Annotated in this window: 17 protein-coding genes; 8 read left to right on the top strand and 9 right to left on the bottom strand. The window is 70.5% G+C overall.

Annotated elements, in window-relative coordinates; all coding sequences use genetic code 11:
* Window positions 1–79: 79 nt before the first annotated feature.
* From FHR66_RS10720 to queG, 3 genes are read right to left on the bottom strand one after another with little or no spacing between them, the layout of a single operon-like run.
* Window positions 80–466, bottom strand: a complete 387-nt coding sequence (locus tag FHR66_RS10720; protein ID WP_160967391.1) for a hypothetical protein — start codon at window positions 464–466, stop codon at window positions 80–82.
* Window positions 467–494: 28 nt separating this feature from the next.
* A complete protein-coding gene (gene xseA, locus FHR66_RS10715; protein ID WP_160967393.1) occupies window positions 495–1,835 on the bottom strand; it encodes an exodeoxyribonuclease VII large subunit in 1,341 nt (446 codons plus the stop codon).
* 26 nt (window positions 1,836–1,861) lie between these two features.
* Window positions 1,862–2,989, bottom strand: coding sequence for a tRNA epoxyqueuosine(34) reductase QueG (queG, locus tag FHR66_RS10710; RefSeq protein ID WP_160967395.1), 1,128 nt, complete (start codon window positions 2,987–2,989; stop codon window positions 1,862–1,864).
* A 23-nt stretch (window positions 2,990–3,012) separates the two neighbouring features.
* Between queG and FHR66_RS10705 the strand changes: the two genes are divergently transcribed.
* From FHR66_RS10705 to FHR66_RS10680, 6 genes are all read left to right on the top strand, one after another.
* Complete coding sequence (locus tag FHR66_RS10705; RefSeq protein ID WP_160967397.1) at window positions 3,013–4,500, top strand: NAD(P)H-hydrate dehydratase; 1,488 nt, start codon at window positions 3,013–3,015, stop codon at window positions 4,498–4,500.
* Window positions 4,497–4,979 (top strand): tRNA (adenosine(37)-N6)-threonylcarbamoyltransferase complex ATPase subunit type 1 TsaE, encoded by a 483-nt coding sequence (gene tsaE / locus FHR66_RS10700; RefSeq protein ID WP_160967399.1) that lies wholly within the window; start codon window positions 4,497–4,499, stop codon window positions 4,977–4,979. Before FHR66_RS10705 ends, tsaE begins: the two co-directional genes overlap by 4 nt.
* Window positions 4,980–5,059: 80 nt before the next feature.
* Window positions 5,060–6,637 carry an N-acetylmuramoyl-L-alanine amidase gene (locus FHR66_RS10695; RefSeq protein ID WP_160967401.1) on the top strand — a complete coding sequence of 526 codons (1,578 nt, stop codon included), beginning with the start codon at window positions 5,060–5,062 and terminating at the stop codon, window positions 6,635–6,637.
* 134 nt (window positions 6,638–6,771) lie between these two features.
* Complete coding sequence (gene mutL / locus FHR66_RS10690; RefSeq protein ID WP_160967403.1) at window positions 6,772–8,649, top strand: DNA mismatch repair endonuclease MutL; 1,878 nt, start codon at window positions 6,772–6,774, stop codon at window positions 8,647–8,649.
* On the top strand, window positions 8,649–9,578 hold the full coding sequence (locus FHR66_RS10685; RefSeq protein ID WP_160967404.1) for a DUF1684 domain-containing protein: 930 nt from the start codon (window positions 8,649–8,651) through the stop codon (window positions 9,576–9,578). The genes mutL and FHR66_RS10685 overlap by 1 nt, the downstream gene beginning before the upstream one ends.
* Before the next feature lie 13 nt (window positions 9,579–9,591).
* A complete protein-coding gene (locus FHR66_RS10680; protein WP_160967406.1) occupies window positions 9,592–10,572 on the top strand; it encodes a TraB/GumN family protein in 981 nt (326 codons plus the stop codon).
* 433 nt (window positions 10,573–11,005) lie between these two features.
* On the opposite strand, the gene phaR is transcribed toward FHR66_RS10680, so the two are convergent.
* The 3 genes from phaR to gluQRS form a co-directional block, all read right to left on the bottom strand.
* Window positions 11,006–11,524, bottom strand: coding sequence for a polyhydroxyalkanoate synthesis repressor PhaR (gene phaR / locus FHR66_RS10675; protein WP_017909334.1), 519 nt, complete (start codon window positions 11,522–11,524; stop codon window positions 11,006–11,008).
* 207 nt (window positions 11,525–11,731) lie between these two features.
* Window positions 11,732–12,472, bottom strand: a complete 741-nt coding sequence (phbB, locus tag FHR66_RS10670; protein WP_160967408.1) for a beta-ketoacyl-ACP reductase — start codon at window positions 12,470–12,472, stop codon at window positions 11,732–11,734.
* 67 nt (window positions 12,473–12,539) lie between these two features.
* Window positions 12,540–13,460 carry a tRNA glutamyl-Q(34) synthetase GluQRS gene (gene gluQRS, locus FHR66_RS10665; protein WP_160967409.1) on the bottom strand — a complete coding sequence of 307 codons (921 nt, stop codon included), beginning with the start codon at window positions 13,458–13,460 and terminating at the stop codon, window positions 12,540–12,542.
* Window positions 13,461–13,563: 103 nt separating this feature from the next.
* On the opposite strand from gluQRS, the gene htpX reads away from it, so the two are divergent.
* On the top strand, window positions 13,564–14,448 hold the full coding sequence (gene htpX, locus FHR66_RS10660) for a protease HtpX (RefSeq protein ID WP_160967411.1): 885 nt from the start codon (window positions 13,564–13,566) through the stop codon (window positions 14,446–14,448).
* A 116-nt stretch (window positions 14,449–14,564) separates the two neighbouring features.
* Here the strand turns inward: htpX and FHR66_RS10655 are convergent, their stop codons facing one another.
* The 3 genes from FHR66_RS10655 to FHR66_RS10645 form a co-directional block, all read right to left on the bottom strand.
* On the bottom strand, window positions 14,565–16,637 hold the full coding sequence (locus FHR66_RS10655; protein WP_160967413.1) for a GGDEF/EAL domain-containing response regulator: 2,073 nt from the start codon (window positions 16,635–16,637) through the stop codon (window positions 14,565–14,567).
* Between the two features lie 203 nt (window positions 16,638–16,840).
* Window positions 16,841–18,037, bottom strand: a complete 1,197-nt coding sequence (locus tag FHR66_RS10650) for a BaiN/RdsA family NAD(P)/FAD-dependent oxidoreductase (protein WP_160971087.1) — start codon at window positions 18,035–18,037, stop codon at window positions 16,841–16,843.
* The gene (locus tag FHR66_RS10645) at window positions 18,034–18,579 is read right to left on the bottom strand and encodes a YaeQ family protein (protein ID WP_160971085.1); all 546 of its coding nucleotides are present in this window, start codon (window positions 18,577–18,579) and stop codon (window positions 18,034–18,036) included. The genes FHR66_RS10650 and FHR66_RS10645 overlap by 4 nt, the downstream gene beginning before the upstream one ends.
* A gap of 484 nt (window positions 18,580–19,063) precedes the next feature.
* Here FHR66_RS10645 and FHR66_RS10640 point away from each other — a divergent pair, with 484 nt between their 5' ends.
* Window positions 19,064–19,273 (top strand): cold-shock protein, encoded by a 210-nt coding sequence (locus tag FHR66_RS10640; protein WP_160971083.1) that lies wholly within the window; start codon window positions 19,064–19,066, stop codon window positions 19,271–19,273.
* The last annotated feature ends 132 nt before the right edge of the window (window positions 19,274–19,405 follow it).

Raw genomic sequence — 19,405 nt, 5'->3', positions numbered from 1 at the left:
TGTGTCTCACGCGCAGCGCGTGTCGGACGTTTGCATTCGCGTGGCGAGGAGCCGCACTGCGCGCATCGCGTGATCCGCGCTAGCTGGGAAACGCCGTCAGCGCCGCGTCCAGCAGCGCCGCGCTGTCGCCGTCGCGCAGGCCCTGCAGTGCGCTGCGACCGTCGGCGAGGCGTACCTCCCGCAGCCATTGCGACAGCGTCGCCAGGTCGCTGCCGCAGCCGTTCCAGGCCACGCAGATGGTCTCGCCGACATTGTGCAGGTCGGCGTGGTTCAGGTGCTCCAGGGTGCCGTCGTGCGCAAGCCAGGCGAGCGCGCGTTGCGCATCCTCCGGCGCGCCATAGGCGGCGCCGTCGATCAGCGACAGCAGGTCGCTGCTGTCGGCGCGGCGCGCGGCCCGGCGCCGTTCGGCGCGGCGCATGCCCTGCAGGATCGCCTTGATCCTTTCTTCGTGGAGGTTGCCGGTCATGGGCGGCAAGGGCGATGGGGCGAAGGGATCACTCCGTGCGCTCGGCACGCAGGTGCAATTCGCCGTCGGCCAGGCGTGCGCGCAGGCGATCGCCGGGCGCGACCTGGGCCGCCGAGCGCACCACGCTGCCGTCGTCGGCGCGGCTCAGGATGCTGTAGCCGCGCGCCACCGTGGCCAGCGGGCTGACCGTCTCCAGTGCACGGGCCAACGCACGCAGGCGCTGCGCATCGGCCTGCAGCTGCCGCGCCATCGCCGCCTGCGGGCGCCGGCCCAGCGCAAGCAGGCGCACGCGCAGCATCGCCAGCCGCCGCTGCGGTTGGGAGGCGCGCAGCACTGCGGCGGCATGGCGCAACTGCGCATGGCGGCGTTCCTGCTGTTGCCGCCAGACTGTCTTCAGCCGTCGTCCGAGCTCGTGCTGGCGGCGCTGCAGCAATTGCAGGCGCGCTTGCGGACTCTGCGCCTGCAGGCGCAGCAGGGCGCGGTCGGCGCGTTGCTGCGCTTGCCGCAGCCGGTGCTGCTGCCAGCGCAGCAGCGCGGCATGCTGGGCACGCAGGCGCGCACTAAGATCGCGCTGGTCGGGGACCAGCAACTCGGCGGCGACCGACGGCGTCGGCGCACGCAGGTCGGCGGCGAAATCGGCCAGGGTCACGTCGGTTTCGTGGCCGACCGCCGACACCACCGGGGTGATGGCCGCGGCGATGGTGCGGGCCAGGTGTTCGTCGTTGAACGCCCACAGGTCCTCCAGCGAACCGCCGCCGCGGGTCAGCAGGATCGCGTCGTAGCGGCCGCTGGCGTCGGCCTGGCGCAGCAATGCGGCGATCTGCGCCGCTGCGCTGTCGCCCTGGACCAGGCTCGGCAGAATGTCCACCTGCAGCAGCGGCATGCGCCGGCCGAGCACGCTCAGCACGTCGCGCACTGCGGCGCCGCTGGGCGAGGTGATGACCGCCAGGCGGCGCACGAACCCGGGCAGGGCGCGCTTGCGCTCGCTGGCGAACAGGCCCTCGGCGGCGAGCCGGGCCTTGAGGTCCTCGAACGCGCGGCGCAACGCGCCTTCGCCGGCCTCCTCCAGGTGGTCCAGCACCAACTGGTAGTCGCCGCGCGCTTCGTACAGGGTCAGGCGCCCGCGCGCGAGCACGCGCAGGCCTTCGCGCGGCACGAACCGCAGCCACTGGCTCTTGGGCTTGAACATGGCGCAACGCACCTGTGCGCGCGCGTCCTTCAGGGTGAAGTACAGATGGCCGGACGAGGGGCGGGTGACATTGCCCAGTTCGCCTTCCACCCAGGCCACTGAGAACGTGCTCTCCAGCAGGTCGCGGGCCAGTGTGTTGAGCTGGCTGGGGCTGAGGATCTGGTCGGCGCGATCGGGCATGCGGGCAGTGCAGGGCGTACGGGCGCCTATCCTCGCACGTTCGCTTTCGGCATCGGCGCTGCCGGCGCTGCCGCCACACGGGTCGGCGCCTGCGCATGCTGCGCCAGCGCCCATTGCACGTGCTCGCGCACCAGCGGCGAGGGATGCTGCGCGCGCGCGCCGAGCGCGGCCAGCACCTGCGGCGTGGTCGGGGCGTTGCCCAGCGCCACCGCCAGATTGCGCAGCCAGCGTTCGTGGCCGCTGCGGCGGATCGCGCTGCCTTCGGTGCGGCGCAGGAATTCGTCTTCCTCCCAGGCGAACAACTGCGCCAGCGTGGCCTTGTCCAGATCGTTGCGGGCGCGGAAGTCCGGCTCGTCGCTGCGCTTGGCGAACTTGTTCCAGGGGCAGATCAGCTGGCAGTCGTCGCAGCCGAAGATACGGTTGCCGATCGCTGGACGCAGGTCTTCGGGGATTGCGCCGTCGTGCTCGATGGTCAGGTAGGCGATGCAGCGGCGCGCATCGAGCCGGTACGGCGCGACGATCGCTTGAGTCGGGCAGACGTCGATGCAGCGCGTGCAGGTGCCGCAGTGCGCGGTGGCCGGCGGATCGATCGGCAGCGGCAGATCGACGTAGATCTCGCCGAGGAAGAACCAGGAGCCGCCGTTGCGGTCGATCAGGCAGGTGTGCTTGCCGATCCAGCCGAGGCCGGCGTCGCGCGCCAGGGCGCGTTCGAGCACCGGTGCCGAATCGACGAACACGCGGTGGCCGAACGGGCCGATCTCGTCCTGGATGCGCTCGGCCAGCTTCTGCAGGCGGTTGCGCATCAGCTTGTGATAATCGCGGCCCAGCGCATAGCGCGCGACGTAGGCGCGCTCGCCGTCGCGCAGCGTGTCCCAGGCCGAATCGTCGTCGTTTCGGCCGTAGTCCAGGCCCACCGAGATTACCCGCAGCGTGCCGGGAATGAGTTCGGCCGGGCGCGCGCGCTTGTCGCCGTGCTGGGCCATCCAGTGCATCGTGCCGTACAGGCCCTGTGCCAGCCAGTCGCGCAGATGCGCCTCGTCCTGCTGCAGTTCGATCCCGGCGATGCCGCAGCGCTGGAAGCCGAACGTGCGCGCCAACGCGCGGATGCGCGCGGCCGCAGCGTGGGGGTCGGCGATGTCGAAGCGGGCGGACATCGCGCAAGTATAGAATCCCGTGCATGTACGACTGCTTCGATCTCTACGCCACCGAGGCCGCACGCCGCATCGATGCGCAGGCCACCGCGCTGCTCGGCGGCGACGGCTACACGCTGATGCAGCGCGCCGGCCAGGCCGCCTGGCAGACGCTGCTGCAGCGCTGGCCACAGGCGCAGCGCATCCTGGTGGCCTGCGGCAGCGGCAACAACGGCGGCGATGGCTACGTGCTGGCGCGGCTGGCGCATCGCGCCGGGCGCCAGGTGCGCGTGCTGCAGTTGCCCGGGCGCGGCCCGCAATCGCCGCTGGCGCAGCGCGCCTGCACCGACTACATCGGTGTCGGCGGTCGCATCGAGGAGTTCGACGCAGCGCTGGCGCCGGCCGATGTGGTGGTCGATGCGCTGCTCGGCATCGGCCTCAATCGCGCACCGGACGCCGAACTGGCCGCGCTGCTCGGCGCGCTGGGCGGACTCGGCGCGCCGGTGCTGGCGCTGGACGTGCCCAGCGGCGTGGACGCCGAGTCCGGCAGCGTGCCCGGTGCGGTGTTGCCGGCGACACTGACGCTGCAGTTCATCGTGGCCCACGCCGGCTTGCATACCGGCGCAGCCTTGAACCATGTCGGCGAGCGGGCGCTGGCGACGCTGGAGGTGCCAGCGGCCGCGTTCGCCGGCTGCGCGCCGCGCGCGCAGGCCTGGGCCGTTGGCGCCTTGCGCAGCCGTCTGGCGCCGCGTCGGCAGGACAGCCACAAGGGCGATTCCGGCCATGTGCTGTGCGTCGGCGGCAACCTCGGCAGCGGTGGGGCGGTGATGCTCAGCGCCGAATCGGCGCTGCGCAGCGGGGCCGGCCTGGTCAGCGTGGCGACCCGCGGCGTGCACGTGGCGCCGTTGCTGGCGCGCTGTCCGGAGGCGATGGTGCATGCGGTCGACGAGGCGGTGGCGTTGGCGCCGTTGCTGGGCAAGGCCAGCGTGGTCGCACTCGGCCCCGGGCTGGGCCAGGACGCCTGGGCGCAGGCGCTGTGGCAGGCGGTGCTGGCCGACGAGGACTGCGCACTGGTGGTGGATGCCGACGCATTGAATCTGCTGGCGCAGGCGCCACGTGCCGTGCCGCAGGCGGTGCTGACCCCGCATCCGGGCGAGGCCGGGCGCCTGCTCGGCATCGCCACCGCCGAGGTGCAACGCGATCGCTTCGCGGCTGCCGCGGCATTGGCCGACCGCTACCAGGCCGCGGTAGTGCTGAAAGGCGCCGGTAGCCTGGTTGCCGCGCCCGGGCAAACGCCACGGGTGATCGCCGCCGGCAATCCGGGCATGGCGGTCGGCGGCATGGGCGATCTGTTGACCGGGGTGATCGCGGCGCTGCGCGCGCAAGGCCTGCCGGCATTCGAAGCGGCCAGCGTCGGCGCCCTGCTGCATGCCGGCGCCGGCGACCATGCCGCTGCCGCGGGCCAGCGCGGGCTGCTGCCCACCGACCTGTTGCCGGCGCTGCGGCGCCTGTCCAATCCGGAATCCGAACCATGAGCATCACCTTGTTCCTGCCCGACAGCGAGGCCACCGAACGTCTCGGCCGCGCGCTGGCCGCGACCCGCCCGGCGCAGGCCTCGGTGCATCTGCACGGGGATTTGGGCGCCGGCAAATCGACCCTGGCGCGGGCGCTGCTGCGCGCGCTCGGCGTGCAGGGGGCGATCCGCAGCCCCACCTACACCCTGGTGGAGCGCTACCCGTTGGCCGACGGCGAGGCCTGGCACCTGGATCTGTACCGCATCGGCGCGGCCGGCGAACTGGATTTCCTGGGGCTGGACGAGGGCGGGGCCACGCTGTGGCTGGTGGAATGGCCCGAGCGCGGTGGGGACGTGCTGGCGCCGGCCGACCTGGACGTGCGCCTGGCGGTGCGCGATCGCGGGCGCAGCGTCGCCCTGCAGGCGCGTACCGATGCGGGCGCCGCGTGGCTGGCGCGGGTGGCCGAGGAGGCCGACTTGCAAGGACTTTTTGCCGGCTGACGCTAGAAAGTGAAGGCAGGTTATGGATTATTAAGGGAAAACCGCTTGCCTTTGGCTCCCAGCGATGTTTGAATCGCGTTATGCGCCCGGGGACCCGTCTTTTCACCAGTCTTGCCGCTGCCGCAGGCTGGTGCCTGGCGGTGCAGACGGCGTTTGCCGGGCAGGTACAGTCGGTCTCGCTCGACAACGGTGCCACCGGCACCCGCGCCGAGATCCGCCTGCAGGGCAGTGGCGGCTTCAGCACGCTGTCGCTGGCCAATCCGAATCGCCTCGTGGTCGATCTTCCCGATTCCTCCGCCGCCAAGGGCCTGAAGCTGCCGGCCGGCGGCGGCGTGGTCAGCGCGGTGCGCACCGGACACCCGGTGCCGGGCACCTTGCGCATCGTGTTCGACCTGAGCAGCTCGGTGGTGGCGTTCAAGCCGCAGATGCAGACCGTCGGCGGCAGTTCGGTGCTGGTGATCGAGTGGCCGGGCGAGGCGCCGTCGGGTCGTGCGGTGGCTGGCGACGCGCCGGCAGCCGCGACCCCGGTACCGCAGGCCGCGCCGCCCGTTCCGGCGCCGAAGCCCGCAGTGGATGCGCGCGCCGAAGCGGCACGCGCGACTGCGGCGCTGACCTCGTCGGTGGTGCAGCGTGCCAATCAGCCCGCACCGACCCCGGTCCCGCCGCCCGTGGCGCCCGCGCCCGCACCGACCGTCGTCGCCTCTGCGCCGAGCGTTGCTGCGGCAGTGCCCGGCCGTCCCGCGCCCGGCGTGGTGCCGGCGCCCGCGACGGTCGCGCCGCCGGCGAACGATCCTTCCGAGCGCGACGACGCGGACGACGACGCAGCGGTTGCCGCTGCCGCCGAAGCACGGCCGGTGATGCCGAGCGCGGCATCGCGGGTGAAGATGGCGCCGGGTATGCGCCCGCTGATCGTGGCGATCGATCCCGGCCATGGCGGCCAGGATCCGGGCGCGAGCGGCCCGAGCGGCAAGCACGAGAAGGACGTGACCCTGGCGATCGGCCGCGAACTGGCGCGCCAGATCAACGCCACGCCGGGCATGAAGGCCTACATGACCCGCACCACCGACGTGTTCATTCCCTTGCCGATGCGCGCGCAGAAGGCGCGCGCGGCCAAGGCCGACATCTTCATCTCGATCCACGCCGACGCCGCGGAAAACCGCAGCGCGACCGGTTCCTCGGTGTACGTGCTGTCGACCAAGGGCGCGTCCTCGCAGCGCGCGCGCTGGCTGGCGGACAAGGAAAACGCCGCCGACCTGATCGGCGGCGTGCGCCTGCAGAAGACCGACAGCACCCTGGCCAACGTGTTGCTGGACCTGGCCCAGAGCGGGCACATGAAGGCTTCCGAAGACGCGGCCGGCCATGTGCTGGGCGGGCTGAAGCGGATCGGCAACAACCACAAGCCCGAGATCGAGCGCGCCAACTTCGCGGTGCTGCGCACCTCGGACATGCCGGCGATGCTGGTCGAGACCGCCTTCATCTCCAACCCGGACGAAGAGCGCCGGCTGACCGATCCGGCCTACCAGCGCCGCATCGCCGGCGCGGTGCTCGACGGCGTCAGCACCTTCTTCACCCGGCAGCCGCCGCCGGGCACGCTGTTCGCCGCGCGTGCGCAGGCCGAGGCGGAAGCGGCCAGCACCGTGGCCGGCGGCAGCCGCTGAGGCGCTATCATTAACGGCTGATCCTCGATGACGGCGTCCGCGCCGCGAGCCGTGCCGATGTCCTTTCCCTGCTGTCGTTTTCGTCCTGTCGCCAAGACCGGTGTGCGCCTGCGCGTGCATGGAGCGACGGCGGCATGAGCATTCGTCAGCTGCCCGAGATCCTGATCAACCAGATCGCCGCAGGCGAAGTGGTCGAGCGTCCGGCCTCGGTGGTCAAGGAATTGGTGGAGAACGCGCTGGACGCCGGCGCGCACCGCGTCGACATCGATCTGGAAGAAGGCGGCGTGCGCCTGATCCGCATCCGCGACGACGGCGGCGGCATCGCGCCCGAGGAACTGCCGCTGGCGATATCGCGACATGCCACCAGCAAGATCGCCTCGCTGGACGACCTGGAATCGGTGGGCACGCTCGGCTTCCGCGGCGAAGCGCTGCCGTCGATCGCTTCGGTCAGCCGCTTCACCCTGGCTTCGCGCCGTGCCGGCGACGAACACGGCGCGGCCCTGCAGGTCGAGGGCGGCAAGGTCGGCGAGGTGCAGCCGCGCGCGCTGCCGCCGGGTACCCTGGTCGAGGTCCGCGAGCTGTTCTACAACGTGCCGGCGCGGCGCAAGTTCCTGCGCGCCGAGCGCACCGAACTGGGCCACATCGAGGAGTGGCTGCGTTCGCTGGCGCTGGCGCGCCCGGACGTGGAGCTGCGCGTCTCGCACAACGGCAAGCCGTCGCGGCGCTACAAGCCCGGCGATCTGTACTCGGATGCGCGCCTGGGCGAGACCCTGGGCGAGGACTTCGCGCGGCAGGCGCTGCGCGTGGACCACAGCGGCGCCGGCCTGCGTCTGCACGGCTGGATTGCGCAGCCGCATTACTCGCGCGCCAGTGCCGACCAGCAATACCTCTACGTCAACGGCCGCTCGGTGCGCGATCGCAGCGTCGCCCACGCGGTGAAGATGGCCTACGGCGATGTGCTGTTCCATGGCCGCCAGCCGGCCTATGTGCTGTTCCTGGAGCTGGAGCCGTCGCGGGTCGACGTCAACGTGCATCCGGCCAAGCACGAGGTGCGCTTCCGCGATGCGCGGCTGATCCACGATTTCGTTTACCGCACGTTGCAGGACGCGCTGGCGCAGACCCGTGCCGGCAGCCTGCCCGGCGCGATCGGTGCCGAAACGGCGCCGGCGCCTGCCGCGGGCGCTGCGGCCTGGGCACCCGCAGGCGCGCCGAACGGCGGCAGTGGGGCGGGCGGTGGCGGACAGGGCTACGGCTACGGTGCGCAGTGGCGCCCGGCACAATCGCCGCTGGGCTTGCGGGTGGAAGAGGCGCCAGCGGCGTATGCGGCGCTGTACGCGCCTGCAGCAGAGGCGGGAAGTGCCACCGGCCTGCCGCGGCAGACCCAGGACCCGGCCGGCGGCCTGCCACCGACGTCCGCCGACAGTGGCGTGCCACCGCTCGGCTACGCCATTGCGCAGTTGCACGGCATCTACATCCTGGCCGAGAACGCCGACGGCCTGATCGTGGTGGACATGCACGCCGCGCACGAACGCATCGGCTACGAGCGCCTGAAGACCGCGCACGACGGCATCGGCCTGCACGCGCAGCCGCTGCTGGTGCCGATCACCCTAGCGGTCGGCGAACGCGATGCCGACACCGCCGAGCGCGAGGCGGAGACGCTGGCCGCGCTCGGTTTCGAGATCACCCGCAGCGGACCGCAATCGCTGCACGTGCGCAGCATCCCGGCGCTGCTGGCGCAGGCCGAGCCGGAGGCCTTGCTGCGCGACGTGCTCACCGACCTGCGCGAACACGGCCACAGCGGCCGCGTCGCCGGCGCGCGCGACGCGCTGCTGTCGACCATGGCCTGCCACGGCGCGGTGCGCGCCAACCGGCGCCTCACCGTGCCGGAAATGAACGCCTTGCTGCGCGACATGGAAGCCACCGAGCGCTCCGGACAGTGCAATCATGGGCGTCCGACCTGGGCGCGGTTCACCCTGGGCGAGATCGATCGTTGGTTCTTGCGGGGGCGATGATGCGCAAGCGGGTGTGGACGACGGCGTTGCTGGCGGCGCTCGTCGCCTTGGGGGGCTGTGGCAAACAGGCGCCGGCACCGGCCGCGCCGAAGGCGATGGACGCGCGCTTCGTGGCCGACGAACAGGCCTGGCGCGCGCAGCGCCAGCGCGAGCTGCAGGCGCCGGATGGCTGGACCAGCCTGGTCGGCCTGCACTGGCTGGAATTGAAAGAGCACTACATCGGCAGCGGCGCGGACAGCGGCATCCGCCTGGCGGTGGGGCCGGCACGGATGGCGCTGGTGTCGCAGGTGCAGCGCGAGGTCTACCTGACCCCCGAACGTGGCGCCGCGCTCAGCGTCGCCGGTACGCCGGTGCAGGGGCGCATCCGCCTGTACAGCGACCATGACCCGCAGCCGACGGTGATCGACTTCGACGACGGCAAGGGCAAGCTCAGCCTGATCGAACGCGGCGGCCGCTATGCGCTGCGGGTCAAGCACGCCGACGCGCCGACCCGGCGCAGTTTCACCGGCGTGCCGTCCTGGCCGCTGGCCGAATCCTGGCGCGTGCACGGGCGCTTCGTGCCCAATCCGCCGGGTACGACCCTGCCCATCGTCGACATCATCGGCGTCACCACGCCATCGCCCAATCCCGGCGCGCTGGAGTTCGAGCGCGGCGGCAAGCGCTTCCGCCTGCAGGCGATCGGCGAGCCGGACGGGAAACTGTTCGTGGTGTTCGCCGACCGCACCAGCGGCCACGGCAGCTACCCGGCCGGACGTTTCCTGGACGTGGACGCACCGGCGGCCGACGGCAGCGTGGTGCTGGATTTCAACCGCGCCTACGATCCGCCGTGCGCGTTCACCCCGTTCGCCACCTGTCCGCTGCCACCGCCGGAGAACCGCCTCGACCTGGCGGTGGATGCCGGCGAGAAGACCTACGCCGTCGCCCACTGAACCGAGGATGCAGATGACCCCGTTCCCGCGCCTGTTGCGCCGCCTGCTGCTGGGCATTTCGTTGTGCCTGGCGCTGCCGGCCTTGGCCCGCACGCCGCCGCCGGTGGCGGCGACGCCCGTCGCACCGGCCGCCGCTGCGCCCGCCGTGGCGCCGCCCACGCCGCTGTTGTGGAAGGTCAGCGGCCCGCGCGGCACGCTGTACTTGCTGGGTTCGTTCCACATGCTCAAGGCCGACGACTACCCGCTGGCGCGCGAGGTCGATGCGGCCTACGCGGCGTCGCCGCGGCTGCTGTTCGAATTGTCGCCGAAGGACGTGGACGCGCCGCAACTGGGTGCGCAGATGCTGCAGGCGGCGCAGCGCCATGACGGCAAGCGCCTGCAGGACGACCTGGACCCGGTCACCTGGGAGCGGCTGCGCCGCTATGCCGCCGGCCACGGCCTGCCGCTGGCGCAGATGAGCGGCTTCGAGCCGTGGTTCGTCGGCCTCAGCATCAGCATCGCCGACATGAGGGCGCAGGGCCTGCAGGCCGATGCCGGGCTGGACCGCCACTTCATGACCCTGGCCCTGCAGGACGGCAAGACCGCCGAGGGCCTGGAGACCGCGCAGGCGCAGATCGACCTGCTCGACGGCATGGACCCGGTGGAGCAGAAGCAGATGCTGACCGAGGCGCTGGACGATGCCGAGCAGGGCGCGGCGCAGACCCTGCGCCTGCACGATGCCTGGCGCCGCGGCGACGAGCGCCAGCTGTGGCAGGAGATCGGCGCGCAGATGAAACGCGACTACCCGCGGCTGTACCAGCGCATCGACGTGGAGCGCAACCAGGCCTGGCTGCCGCGGCTGGAGCAACGCCTGAAGGACGGCGGCGGCGACACCATGGTGGTGGTCGGCGCGCTGCACCTGCTGGGGCCGGACGGCGTGGTCGATGGCCTGCGCGCGCGCGGCTACAAGGTCGAGCGGATCTGCGCGAGCTGCAAGCCGGCGCGGTCGCGCTGAAGCAAGTCTGCGAGGCTTCGCCCGACCCTCATCCGCCCCTTCGGGGCACCTTCTCCCGGTGGGAGAAGGGAGAGGCTAAAGCCCCTCTCCCGTCGGGAGAGGGGTTGGGGTGAGGGTAGGGCGCGAAGCGCCGCGCTGAAGCAAGTCTGCGCGGCTTCGCCCGACCCTCATCCGCCCCTTCGGGCACCTTCTCCCGGTGGGAGAAGGGAGAGAAGCTAAAACCCCTCTCCCGTCGGGAGAGGGGTTGGGGTGAGGGCGGGGCGCGAAGCGCTGCGCTGAAGCAAGTCTGCGAGGCTTCGCCCGACCCTCATCCGCCCCTTCGGGGCACCTTCTCCCGGCGGGAGAAGGGAGAGGCTAAAGCCCCTCTCCCGCCGGGAGAGGGGTTGGGTGAGGGTAGGGCGCGCAGCGTCCCGCCGAACCCCGCGCGCAGGGCTCAGCGCGGACGCGACTTCGGCGCAGCGCCGGCCGGCGGCTCGCCGGGCTTGCCAGTGCCCGCACCGGCGGCGGGGCGGCCGAAGCCGGCGCCGAGGTTGCGCTGGAACTCCTGCCACAGCTCCAGGTTGCGCTCGGTGAGCTGGTTCATCATGGTCCACGGGGTCTGACCCAGCAGATTGCCCATCTGCTGGCGGAACTGCTGCTGCTGGTCGAGAAACACCTGCATGCTGCGCTCCAGGTAGTTGCCCATGAAGCCCTGCAGCGAGTCGCCATAGAAGCGGATGATCTGGCTGAGCAACTGCGTGGACAGCATCGGCTCGCCGTCCTGTTCCTGGTCGGCGATGATCTGCAGCAGGACCGCACGGCTGAGGTCTTCGCCGGTCTTGGCGTCGCGGACTTCGAATTCCTCGCCGTCGATGATCAGCTGGCGAACGTCTTCGATGGTGATGTAACTGGAGATCTCGGTGTCGTAGAGGCGGCGATTGGGATACTTCTTGATGATGCGAATCTCAGCCATGAAGCGATCGCTCTGTGACGGTAGGCGCGCAGCATGGCGCAGCGCAGCAGGGCTTGCAACCGCCGTTACTCCCTGAACACGCGGGTGCAGCATAGAAATCATGCTGCGCAGCATTCGCGGAGCGGCCAAGGGCCGCCACGCTGCGCTTCGCGCCGGTTGGGGTAGCGTTACCTCGCGCGAAAGCCGCCGACTGAGCGGTTCAGTCGATCACCAACCCATATGGTGGCCGCCGTTGATGTCCAGGTTGGAACCGGTGATCCATGCGGCTTCCTCGGCGACCAGGAACGCCACGGCGTAGGCGATCTCCTCCGGCTTGCCGAGACGCCCGGTGGGAATCTCGGCGGCGATCTTGGCGCGCACTTCCTCCGGCACCGCCATCACCATGTCGGTGGCGACGTAGCCGGGCGAGACGGTGTTGACGGTGATGCCGTAGCTGGCGTTCTCGCGTGCCAGCGAAATGGTGAAGCCGTGCATGCCGGCCTTGGCGGCGGCGTAGTTGGCCTGGCCGTACTGGCCCTTGAGGCCGTTGATCGAGCTGATCTGGATGACCCGGCCCCAGCGCTGCTGGCGCATGCCTTCGATCACCGGTCGGGTGACGTTGAACACCGAGTTGAGGTTGGTGTTGATGACCTCGTGCCATTGCTCGGCGGTCATCTTGTGGAAGGTGGTGTCGCGGGTGATGCCGGCGTTGTTGACCAGGATCTCGACCGGGCCGAGCTGGCGTTCGACCTCATGCACCAAAGCCTGCGCGTGCTCGGGCGAGGCGACGTCGCCGGGGACGATGGCGACGTCATGGCCGCGCTCGCGCATGCGCTGCTGCCAGGCCAGGGCCTTGGCCTGGTCGCGGTAGTTGCTGGCCACGCGGTGGCCCTGCGCGGCCAACCGCTCGCAGATCGCGGTTCCGATGCCGCCGGTGCCGCCGGTGACCAGCGCAACGCGTGATGTCATGGATGTCGCTCCGGATAGAGAGAGAAAGGGAAGAGCGGCCGTGCTGCGGCCGAAGGTGCGATTCTAGTCAGCCTTGATGTCGCTGGGGATGTCGCTGCTGGTCTGCGGCATCGTCCACGCTCCGGTCCTGCGCCGGCAGTCCGGCCGGATCGAAGGCCCGCAGCGCGGCGGCCAGCAGCGCCGGCACCGAACCGGCGCCTGCCAATGCTGCGGGCGGCTGGCCCAGCGTGGCCCAGGCCAGGCGCAGCGCCGGCAGCGGGTCGGCATCGTCGAGCGGCAGCGCCGCGTGCGACTTGGACAGCTTGCGGCCGTCGGCGTCGAGCAGCAGCGGCAGGTGCAGGTAGCGCGGCGTCGGCAGGCCCAGCGCACGCTGCAGCAGGATCTGCCGCGGCGTGGACTCCAGCAGGTCGGCGCCGCGCACCACGTCGGTGATGCCTTGTGCGGCATCGTCGACCACCACCGCCAACTGGTAGGCCCAGCAGCCGTCGGCACGCAGCAGCACCACATCGCCGACCTCGGCATGGACGTCCTGGCTCAGCCGGCCGCGCACGCCGTCGTCGAAGGCGACCACGCTGGCCACGCCGGGCGGCACGCGCAGGCGGATGGCCGGCTGCGCGCGCGGCGCGGCGGCGACGCAGGCATGGTGCACGCCGCCCTGCGCCGCCAGCGCGCTACGGCTGCAACTGCAGGGAAAGGCGAGGCCGGCCTGCAGCAGCCGCTGCAGCGCGTCGCGGTAGACCGGGTCGCGCTCGCTCTGCCGTAGCACCAGCCCGTCGGCCTCCAGGCCGCAGGCGCGCAGGCTGGCCAGTTGCCGCTCGGCGGCGCCGGGCACGCTGCGCGGGCGGTCCACGTCCTCGATGCGCAGCAGCCATTGGCCGCCGGCGTGGCGGGCAAGCAGCCAGCTGCCGAAGGCGGCAAGCAGCGAACCCAGGTGCAGCGGGCCGGTGGGCGAGGGCGCGAAGCGGCCGCGATAGGGAGGCGGGGACATGGGCAAGCTGAATCCTCGGTCAGGTACGCGCTTGAATTCAAGCGGCCGACACCGCAGATTCGAGCCAATCCTTCCATTTAATCTGTGCGGAGCCCACGCTCACATGTTCAATCGTATCGCCCTGTTCCTCATCACCAACCTGGCGGTGCTGGTGCTGGCCGGCATTGTCATGTCCGTGTTCGGGGTCAATCCCAACCAGATGGGCGGCCTGCTGGTGATGGCCGCGATCTTCGGCTTCGGCGGCTCGCTGGTGTCGCTGCTGCTGTCCAAGTTCATGGCCAAGCGCGCCACCGGCGCGCAGGTGATCACCGAGCCGCGCAACCACACCGAGCGCTGGTTGCTGCAGACCGTGCAGCGCCAGGCGCAGGCGGCCGGCATCGGCATGCCCGAAGTGGCCGTGTACGACGGCCCCGAGATCAACGCCTTCGCCACCGGCGCCAACCGCAACAACGCATTGGTCGCGGTCTCCACCGGCCTGCTGCAGAACATGACCGAGGACGAGGCCGAGGCGGTGCTGGGCCATGAGATCAGCCACATCGCCAACGGCGACATGGTGACCATGGCGCTGCTGCAGGGCGTGCTCAACACCTTCGTGATCGTGCTGGCGCGCGTGGTCGGCGGCGTGATCGACAGCTACCTGTCGGGCAACCGCGACGGCCGCCGCGGCCTGGCCTACTTCGCGATCGTGATGGTGCTGGAACTGGTGTTCGGCCTGTTCGCGACGATGATCGCGATGTGGTTCTCGCGCTACCGCGAGTTCCGTGCCGACGCCGGCGGCGCCAGCCTGGCCGGCCGCGCCAAGATGATCGCGGCGCTGCAGCGGCTGGAACTCAACCATGGGCAGAGCACCTTGCCGTCGCAGGTGCAGGCGTTCGGCATCGCCGGCGGCCTGGGCCAGGGTCTACGCAAGTTGTTCATGAGCCACCCGCCGCTGTCCGAGCGCATCGCCACCCTGCGCGCCTCGCACGTCAACGCGACAGTGAGCTGAGCCACCGCGGGATCGACACGCCGACCGGCGAAGCGCAGGCTTCGCCGGTCGGCGCTTTTGCGAATCCCCAATCCCCAATCCCGAATCCCGAATCCCGAATCCCGAATCTCCGCCCCTCAGGCAAAATCGAACGTCATCCCCGGCGTGGCCAGGCCCACGAACTCGCCCTGCACGTAGTCGACGCCGGCGCTGAACAACAGGCTCATCGAGGTCGCGTCGGAGACGAACTCGGCGATGGTGCGGATGCTCGCCGACTGCGCGCGCGCGGTGATCTCGCGGATCTTGTCCTGGTGTTCGCGGGTCTGGGTCAGGTCCTGGGTGAAGCCGCGGTCCAGCTTCAGGAACGAGGGCTGGAAGTGTGCCAGCAGCTGGAACGAGTCCAGGCCGGAGCCGAACTGTTCCAGCCCGACCTTGCAGCCCAGGGTGGTGGCGTCGGCCAGGAACTGCTGCGCGTTGCGCAGGTGGGTGAACACCTTGGCCTCCGGCGTCTGCAGCCACAGGCGGTCGCCGGGCACGCCGTGCGCGGCCAGTTCGCGCCGGATCAGATCGACCATCTGCGTGTCGGCGAAGGCCTCCGGGCTGACCTTGACCAGCAGGCTGGTGGCGTGGCCGGCGCGCTGGCGTTCACCGATCACCGCGATCGCGCGGGCGACCACCCAGCGGTCGATCTCGGCGGTCAGGCCGTGTTCGGCGGCGATGCCGAGGAAGGTCGACGGGCCGATCAGCTCGTCGTTGCGCTCCAGGCGCAGGTAAGCCTCGTACAGTTCGTGCGGCTCGCCCTGCAGGTTCAGCACCGGCTGGTAGTGCAGCAGGAAGCCGTCGCCCGCCAGGGCCTCGCGCAGGTGCTGGACCCAGCGCTGCACGCGCTCCTCCTCGAGGCGGTCGGCCGCGCCGGGGTCGAAGATCTTGCAGGCATTGCCGCCGAGTTCGACGGTCGCCTGCACGTTCTCGCTGGCGCGCGCCAGGACCTGGCCGACGCTGGCGATCTTCTCGCCGATCTGCACGCCGCCGATGCTGACGGTGACCGTGGCCGAGCGCTCGCCGACGCTGAACACGTGGCTGGCGTAGGCCTGCAGCAGGCGTTCGGCCAGCGCCGCGGTGCGCGCGTAGTCGCCTTCCAGCAGCAGCGCGAAGTTGTGCTCGCCGAAGCGCGCGGCCTGTACGTCGCCGTCGATGGCGGCGGCCAGGTGCTGGGCCAGCGCCGCGACCAGCGCGTCGGCCGAATCCAGGCCGATGTCGGCCAGTAGCCGCGCGTAGTGGTCCGGCTCGACCAGCAGGAAGCCGTACTGGCCCTCGCCGCGGCCGACCTGGGCCACCGCGGTTTCCAGCGCCAGCATGAAGGTCGGGCGGTTGAGCAGGCCGGTGACCTGGTCGCGCTGGCGCAGGTCCTCGACCTCGCGCGCCAGTTCCGGGTCGAACTCTTCGCGGCGGCGGAACACCACCTGCACGCAGGCTTCGCCCTCGTAGCTGGCGGTGGCGAACTCCATCGTCGCCGGAAAGCTGTCGCCTTCCAGGGTGCGTGCGTCCACCTGATACTGCGCCGGCGGCGGCTCGCCCTTGCTTAGCGACTTCAGCAGTTGCTTGAAGCCTTCCACGTGTTGCGGGGCGACCATGTCCAGCAGCGACACGCCTTCGACGTCGTCGAACGACGCGAACCCGAACATCTCCAGGTAGGCGTCGTTGGCGCGGATGTGCATGCCTTCGTGGATGTAGGCGATCGGGTCGCGCGAGGAGGCGATCAGCGCATCGCAGCGGCGTTCGGTCTCGCGCATCTGCGCCTCGATCCGGCGCAGCCCGCGTCGTGCCTGCAGGTCGGCCCAGGTGGTGCGGACCACCGCCAGCAGATGTTCGGGGCGCTGCCGCAGCGCGATCGCGCGCGCGCCGCCGGCCACGGCCTCCAGCCATTCCTGTTCGTCGATGCGTTCGGCCAGTACGATGACCGGGATGTCCTTGCCGCTGGCCGCGACCCGCTGCAGCACCTGCGGCAGCGGGATCGACTGGGCCTGCGCGCTGAGCACCAGGTCGATCGGTTGCGCGGCCAGCGTCGCCGACAACTCCTCGGCGTGCTGCGGCCGTGACGGGCGCACGGCGATGCCGCTGTTGCGCAGGCTGCTGACGATCGCCTCGGCGTCTTCGCCGCTGTCGTCGACGATCATCAGGCGGAGGGTGATGTCTTTGCCTGTGTGCATGAAGCCTCCCGGAGACCGGGTTTAATACACGATGCCCGCTGCGGCGTCCATGAATGAGGGGCGGGGATTGGGGATTGGGGATTCGCTAAAGCGCACTCCGCCCGGGTTGGGTTGGTCGGCCTGGGCTGGCTCGCGGATCTACGGCCGTCATGAACCCGCCTTGGCGAATCCCCACTCCCGAATCCCCAATCCCGGCGGCAGGGTCACGCCGCCAGGCCCGCCGCATGGCCCGAGGCCCAGGCCCACTGGAAGTTGTAGCCGCCCAGCCAGCCGGTGACGTCGAGCACTTCGCCGACGAAGTACAGGCCGGGCACGCGCCGCGATTCCATGGTCGAGGACGACACCTGGTCGGTATCCACGCCGCCCAGGGTGACTTCGGCAGTGCGGTAGCCTTCGGTGCCGCTGGCCACCAGCGGCCAGGCGCCGAGTAGCTCGGCGGCCGCGCGCAACTGCGGTTCGTCCAGTTGGCGCACCGGCTTGTCCGGCAGCCACACCTCGCACAGGCGTTGCGCGAACCGGCGCGGCAGCGCCTCGCCCAGCACCGTGCGCAGCTCGGCGGCACCGCGCAGGCGTTTCTGGTCGCGCAGCCAGGTCGCCGCGTCCTGCCCCGGCAGCAGGTCCAGGCGCAGATCGTCGCCCGGCTGCCAGTACGAGGAGATCTGCAGGATCGCCGGGCCGCTGACCCCGCGGTGGGTGATCAGCATGAAGTTGCGGAAGCGTGCGCCGTTGCAACTGGCCTCGACCGGCAAGGCGAGGCCGGACAGGTCGTGCAGGCGTTCCTGGTGCTTGCCGCTCAGGGTCAGCGGGACCAGCCCGGCACGGGTCGGCAGCACCGCGTGGCCGAACTGCCGCGCCAGTTCGTAGCCGAAGCCGCTGGCGCCGAGGCTGGGAATCGACAGGCCGCCGGTGGCCACCACCAGCGACGTCGCATGCACCGGGCCATCGTCGGTGTCCAGGCGGAAGCCCTCGCTGCCGCGTTCCACCGCGCGGACGCTGCAACCGGTGCGCACCGTTACCCCGGCCGCGGCGCACTCGTCCACCAGCATGCGCACGATCTGTTTGGAGGAGACGTCGCAGAACAGCTGCCCCAGTTCCTTCTCGTGGTAGGCGATGGCGTGGCGCTCGACCAGGTCGATGAAGTCGGCGGGGCGGTAGCGGGCCAGCGCCGACTTGCAGAAGTGCGGATTGGCGGACAGGAAGTTGCCCGGCCCGGTGCCGGTATTGGTGAAGTTGCAGCGGCCGCCGCCGGACATCAAGATTTTCTTGCCGACCTTGTTGGCATGGTCGATCACCCGCACCCGGCGTCCGCGCTGGCCGGCGGCGATCGCACACATCAGCCCGGCGGCGCCGGCACCGATCACCACGACGTCGGTCTGGATGGGGGCGTTCCCGGCGCTCATGCCGCGGCTTTGCGCACCGAGGGGGTGAAGGCGAAGCTGCCGCTGTCGCCCAGCCACTGCACTTCGCCGTCCTGGATCATCACGTCGAACCGCATGCTGCGCTGGATCAGCTCGGCCGCCGCGGCGACGGCGTCGGCCGGCAGGTCGATCACCTGCACCTGCTTGAGCTTGGCCAGGGCGGAGGCATTCTTGTCCCACCAGATGTCCGCGGCGCGGCCGCCGTAGTTGGCCACCACCACCGAGCGCGCCCGGCCGCAGGCCTTGCGCACCCGCGACTCGTCGGGCTGGCCGACCTCGATCCATTGCTCGATCGCGCCGGTGTAGTCCATCCGCCACAGGTCGGGCTCGTCGTCGCTGCTCAGGCCCTTGCCGAACAGCAGGCGCTCCTCGGCGAACAGGGCGAAGGTCAGCAGGCGCGCCATCAGCCGCTGGTCGGTCTCGGACGGGTGTTGCGCCAGGGTCAGGGAATGGGCGGCGTAGTAGCCGCGGTCCATGTCGGAAATCTGCAGCTCCGCCTTGCGGAGGGTGGCGGTGAGGGCCATGCGGCTACCGTGATCGAGGGCGCAATAGGATACGGCGTGCGGCGGTGCCGGGCCCGGAACGTGCGTGGGACATGGGGATCGGTGCCGGCCGCCTTGGCTGGGGCGGGCGAGGGGCCGCAGGCTGATGTGGACGCATTCGCCATGGCCTCGGGCTCAGTCGTCGTTGCACGGTACGCGGGCTGATTTGCGCAATTTCTACGGGCCGGCAGGGGGTTCGGCCGCGCTGGCGCTAACTTTAGGGTTGGGTTCAGCTTCCTTGTGGTGGATCCCGGTTTGTCTACACAAACATGTCGCTTTTTGAGCGCGACCCGCGTATGGTGACCCCACTGTGTTTGCTAGAGTCACCGTGAATCGTGGCTTGGTGCAGTAGATCTCACGATCCACTTCATCGTTCCGCTCGCTTTACTAACGCCTGCAACTCAGTCTCGGCCTCGATTTCCGATGGCTGCGATTTCTTCAATTCAATGTTTCAGGAGTTAGCAAAATGACTGAGCGTCAGAACGGCACCGTGAAGTGGTTCAACGATGCCAAGGGCTTCGGCTTCATCACCCCGGAAAGCGGCCCGGACCTGTTCGTGCATTTCCGCGCGATCCAGGGCACCGGCTTCAAGTCGCTGCAGGAAGGCCAGAAGGTGACCTTCGTCGCCGTGCAGGGCCAGAAGGGTATGCAGGCTGACCAGGTGCAGGCCGTCTAAGGACGCCCGCCACCGCAAGGTTGCCAGACGCCGGAAGCGCAAGCTTCCGGCGTTTTTGTTTGGGCGATCGTTTTTCGGGCATCGCGCGCGCCGCGACGGCGGCGCTGCGGCCGGGTCGCCAGGCGCAGCGAC

The sequence above is a fragment of the Xanthomonas sp. F4 genome (assembly GCF_011761895.1).
This window is presented reverse-complemented; position numbering and strand designations above follow the sequence as displayed.

What these genes read in the sequence shown, in the direction of transcription:
- FHR66_RS10720 (WP_160967391.1), bottom strand. Translation starts at nt 466, where the DNA reads ATGACCGGCAACCTCCACGAAGAAAGGATCAAGGCGATCCTGCAGGGC.
- xseA (WP_160967393.1), bottom strand. Translation starts at nt 1,835, where the DNA reads ATGCCCGATCGCGCCGACCAGATCCTCAGCCCCAGCCAGCTCAACACA.
- queG (WP_160967395.1), bottom strand. Translation starts at nt 2,989, where the DNA reads ATGTCCGCCCGCTTCGACATCGCCGACCCCCACGCTGCGGCCGCGCGC.
- FHR66_RS10705 (WP_160967397.1), top strand. Translation starts at nt 3,013, where the DNA reads ATGTACGACTGCTTCGATCTCTACGCCACCGAGGCCGCACGCCGCATC.
- tsaE (WP_160967399.1), top strand. Translation starts at nt 4,497, where the DNA reads ATGAGCATCACCTTGTTCCTGCCCGACAGCGAGGCCACCGAACGTCTC.
- FHR66_RS10695 (WP_160967401.1), top strand. Translation starts at nt 5,060, where the DNA reads ATGCGCCCGGGGACCCGTCTTTTCACCAGTCTTGCCGCTGCCGCAGGC.
- mutL (WP_160967403.1), top strand. Translation starts at nt 6,772, where the DNA reads ATGAGCATTCGTCAGCTGCCCGAGATCCTGATCAACCAGATCGCCGCA.
- FHR66_RS10685 (WP_160967404.1), top strand. Translation starts at nt 8,649, where the DNA reads ATGCGCAAGCGGGTGTGGACGACGGCGTTGCTGGCGGCGCTCGTCGCC.
- FHR66_RS10680 (WP_160967406.1), top strand. Translation starts at nt 9,592, where the DNA reads ATGACCCCGTTCCCGCGCCTGTTGCGCCGCCTGCTGCTGGGCATTTCG.
- phaR (WP_017909334.1), bottom strand. Translation starts at nt 11,524, where the DNA reads ATGGCTGAGATTCGCATCATCAAGAAGTATCCCAATCGCCGCCTCTAC.
- phbB (WP_160967408.1), bottom strand. Translation starts at nt 12,472, where the DNA reads ATGACATCACGCGTTGCGCTGGTCACCGGCGGCACCGGCGGCATCGGA.
- gluQRS (WP_160967409.1), bottom strand. Translation starts at nt 13,460, where the DNA reads ATGTCCCCGCCTCCCTATCGCGGCCGCTTCGCGCCCTCGCCCACCGGC.
- htpX (WP_160967411.1), top strand. Translation starts at nt 13,564, where the DNA reads ATGTTCAATCGTATCGCCCTGTTCCTCATCACCAACCTGGCGGTGCTG.
- FHR66_RS10655 (WP_160967413.1), bottom strand. Translation starts at nt 16,637, where the DNA reads ATGCACACAGGCAAAGACATCACCCTCCGCCTGATGATCGTCGACGAC.
- FHR66_RS10650 (WP_160971087.1), bottom strand. Translation starts at nt 18,037, where the DNA reads ATGAGCGCCGGGAACGCCCCCATCCAGACCGACGTCGTGGTGATCGGT.
- FHR66_RS10645 (WP_160971085.1), bottom strand. Translation starts at nt 18,579, where the DNA reads ATGGCCCTCACCGCCACCCTCCGCAAGGCGGAGCTGCAGATTTCCGAC.
- FHR66_RS10640 (WP_160971083.1), top strand. Translation starts at nt 19,064, where the DNA reads ATGACTGAGCGTCAGAACGGCACCGTGAAGTGGTTCAACGATGCCAAG.